2 protein-coding genes are annotated in these 2,737 nt (G+C 55.9%); both read right to left on the reverse strand.

Annotated elements, in window-relative coordinates; genetic code table 11:
- Positions 1 to 1,465: hypothetical protein (locus tag AB4043_RS22555; RefSeq protein ID WP_442308158.1), on the reverse strand; the 1,465-nt coding region annotated here is incomplete at its 3' end.
- Complete coding sequence (locus AB4043_RS22560; protein WP_442302570.1) at positions 1,462 to 2,331, reverse strand: hypothetical protein; 870 nt, start codon at positions 2,329 to 2,331, stop codon at positions 1,462 to 1,464. The genes AB4043_RS22555 and AB4043_RS22560, both read right to left, overlap by 4 nt.
- Positions 2,332 to 2,737: the final 406 nt, after the last annotated feature.

The following is a 2,737-nucleotide window of genomic DNA, read 5'->3' on the forward strand; positions in this document are numbered from 1 at the left end:
TCCCCACGCTAATGGCTGCCGCGATGGCTCCACAGGCAAAACGAACCGCGACAAGGTTCGGGGGAAGAAATCGCCAGACCGCGGCGGCAAGGCCGATTGGCAGGAAACACAGGCTGGGCCGAAGCAGCGCGGAGAAGAAGTACTCCGAGATGCTCATCTGGATCTCCGCCGTCCGGCGCATGTTGTAGAAGAGATTTCCGCCAAGACCGACCAGCGAACCGATCATCGTCCCGGCCGCAACGCCGATCGCCCCAAACGAACGAGCCAGAAGCACGCTAAAGATCAGGTTACTCACGCCTTCCAGCAACGGAGTCAGGATCACGCGGCGCTGGTCTCCACTCCCGATCATCGCCAGCACGTAAGGCGTCACGGTCATGCGGATGATATTCGCGGCAACCAGCACCTGTAACAAGATCGCGCCTTTGGCGGCATACTGAGCATCAAGCCAGACGCGGAGCAGGGGGTGCGCGAAGACAATCAGCGGCAATCCGGTTGCCAGCAACATCGCTGTGCCCATGCGAGTGGCACCCACGACCATTTTGCCCAGGCCCGCCCGGTCGCCGCGGGCGTGAATAACGGCTGCGGTTGACCCCATGGCGCCAAAGATCGCGCCGAACGAGCCCGCCAGCAACGTAACCACGGTGGCGGCGATGGAATAGTAGGCTACTTCACCGAAGCTGAAGATGCCGACGATGGTAAGGTCGAGACCTGTGACGAGAAGCATCGCAAAACCCCACACGGTGAGGCTGAAACAATAGTCGAAAATTTCGAATGCGGTTGCCTTGGAGACGCTGGAGAGCGAGAGACATATAGGGGGAGCGAGGCGGCGGCTCAGCCTTCGATAGGCAAGGTATTGCACAACGTACGACCCCACATTCACAAACGCCGCGACCGACGCCATCTGAGTAATGCTCCCATGGTGGCGCACAACAATGACCAGCAGGACTGCGCTTATAAGCCGTGAGATACCGATAATCGCGGCCGGAATTTCATTGCGCTGAAGTCCGACAAAGGTCCCGCCAAAGACGGATGCAGGCAGGCCGATGCAGAGCGAACCACCTACCAGAATGACGGCGGCCCGAACGCTAACCAAAAGTTCCCCGCGTAAATGGGGGAAGAGATGAGGGAGAAAGGCCGCTAAGAGTGCTAACCCAAGCAAACCAATACAGGCGGAGGAGGCCAGGCAAACCATGGCCGTACTGACGATGCGATCGCGATGTTCTGATTCGCCGCGCTCAGAGGAATGGGCGACAAAGCGGGCGATGGCCGTTTGAATACCAAAATCGAGATACCCGACATAGGCGCTCAACTGCAGCACGAGAGACCAGGCACCGAAGGCCTCGGTCGACATGGAACGGGTAAGAAAGGAAGGAAGGAAGAACGCGACAGCCGCGGAAGCCCCACCGCGCACCAGATTTGCGGCGGCATTCTTAACAACAATGAGCTTCTCCTGCCTTGAGGTCACAATGTTTCGCGCTCAGCTTCAAAAACGAGATCCGGATTCTCAACAGCGAATTGCTGCTCGACCCGTCGGAATTCGCTCTCCCAATCTACGAGGGGTGCCAAACACGTGGACTCTAAATGCGTTGCGAGAGTTGGCATTGGGTTCCAAAGGCGGCGGGAACGTCCAAAAAGTATTTGCCGCCAGCCTGAGAACCACGCCTTACACCAAAGCTTCCGAAGCTGTGGGTCGGCTGCATAGACGAATGGATTGAGCAGACCCAGCTTCTGGGTAATTGACATCCAAAGGCTGCCATCGTTATTGAGGCGTCCATAGGAGTGAAAAACCTTCCGCGTGCGCCACAGGGCTTGTTTCGTTGCAAGGAACGTAAGGCAGGTCGATGTTGAGCTCCGCCAATGACGGTCGCCGGAAGCCCGGATCCAATGCCGCTCAAATCTCGTGGGCAACTGGTATTGATCAGAATGATCGTAGGGCGTCACAAAGTCAGCGTCCGGGTTTTCACGGGCAAATCGGACCATCTCAACCAGTGCTCCGGGGGAATAGATGTAATCATCTTCGGCAAAGTAGACGAGATCCGCTTCGGTCTGATCGAGGAGCAAGTCGATCTGCATCGAGAAAGTAGCGAAATTGCCGATGGCGTCGAGATTGACGACGATCAACTCCTCATCGGAGAAGTATTTGCGAAAAAGGGCCTCATATTCAGGAGGACAGGCGTCGAGGAGCGCCCAAATCTTGACACGTAGCGAACCGAGCGACTTCTTAAACGACCACAAGCAATACTGAGATAGCTTAAGCTTATCGTCGCTCCAGGCAGCGGGCTTGGACGACACCCCCGGATAAATCCTATATGCAATTGCAAGGTCGACCATTATGGTTTCTACGACTCTTTCGGCTTATATTTCGCACGCAAGCTCCGCCGCTTCGGGCAGTGAATCACTAGAGCATTTTAAGTACCGGCTGCCAAAGCCATCTACCAGAGGGCTCGTCGATTTCGCCATCCTACACCGCGCGGCCTAAAACAGTTCGGCGACGGCTCGATCATAAGATGGCCTCGCCATGTAGATGGAAACAGGTTTATTTCTATCGGAGCAAGGACCTCGATTCAACACCATGCGTGGCTTTCGGCCACTACGAGCTATGCAGGTGAATCGTTCCAACCGGAGATCGTGATTGGGAACGACGTTTATATCGGAGACTTCTCTTGCATCTTCGCAATTGGTCGGGTGACTATCGAAGACGATTGCGTCCTAAGCAACTACGTCTACATCAGTGATG

It is taken from the genome of Terriglobus sp. YAF25 (assembly GCF_052113305.1).
Lineage (GTDB): Bacteria > Acidobacteriota > Terriglobia > Terriglobales > Acidobacteriaceae > Terriglobus.